At 56.4% G+C, this 291-nt stretch carries 1 protein-coding gene; it reads left to right on the top strand.

What is annotated here, in order from left to right; translation table 11 throughout:
- The coding region (locus HMPREF2896_RS12815; RefSeq protein ID WP_168165682.1) for a hypothetical protein at positions 1 to 291 on the top strand (291 nt) is incomplete at both ends.

Here is a 291-nt window from a genome sequence, read left to right as displayed (position 1 = left end):
CAAGGGTAAGCCTGGCGACAAGGTTGAAATCCCGAACACTGGTGGTCCGGTTGAGGACGGCACCACGGTTGAGACCGAAGGCCCGGGTAAGGCTAAGATCGATGAGAACGGCAAGCTGATTGTCGACGTTGATAAGGACGCTAAGCCTGGTGACAAGGTTGTTGTCGTTGTCAAGGACAAGGACGGCAAGGAGATCGACCGCGTAGAGGTTGAGGTTGAGCAGCCGGATGCTCCTGCTGACAAGCCGGACTGGAAGGACGGCAAGGGTAAGCCTGGCGACAAGGTTGAAAT

It is taken from the genome of Corynebacterium sp. HMSC069E04 (assembly GCF_001813175.1).
Taxonomy (GTDB): Bacteria; Actinomycetota; Actinomycetes; order Mycobacteriales; family Mycobacteriaceae; genus Corynebacterium; species Corynebacterium aurimucosum.
This window is presented reverse-complemented; position numbering and strand designations above follow the sequence as displayed.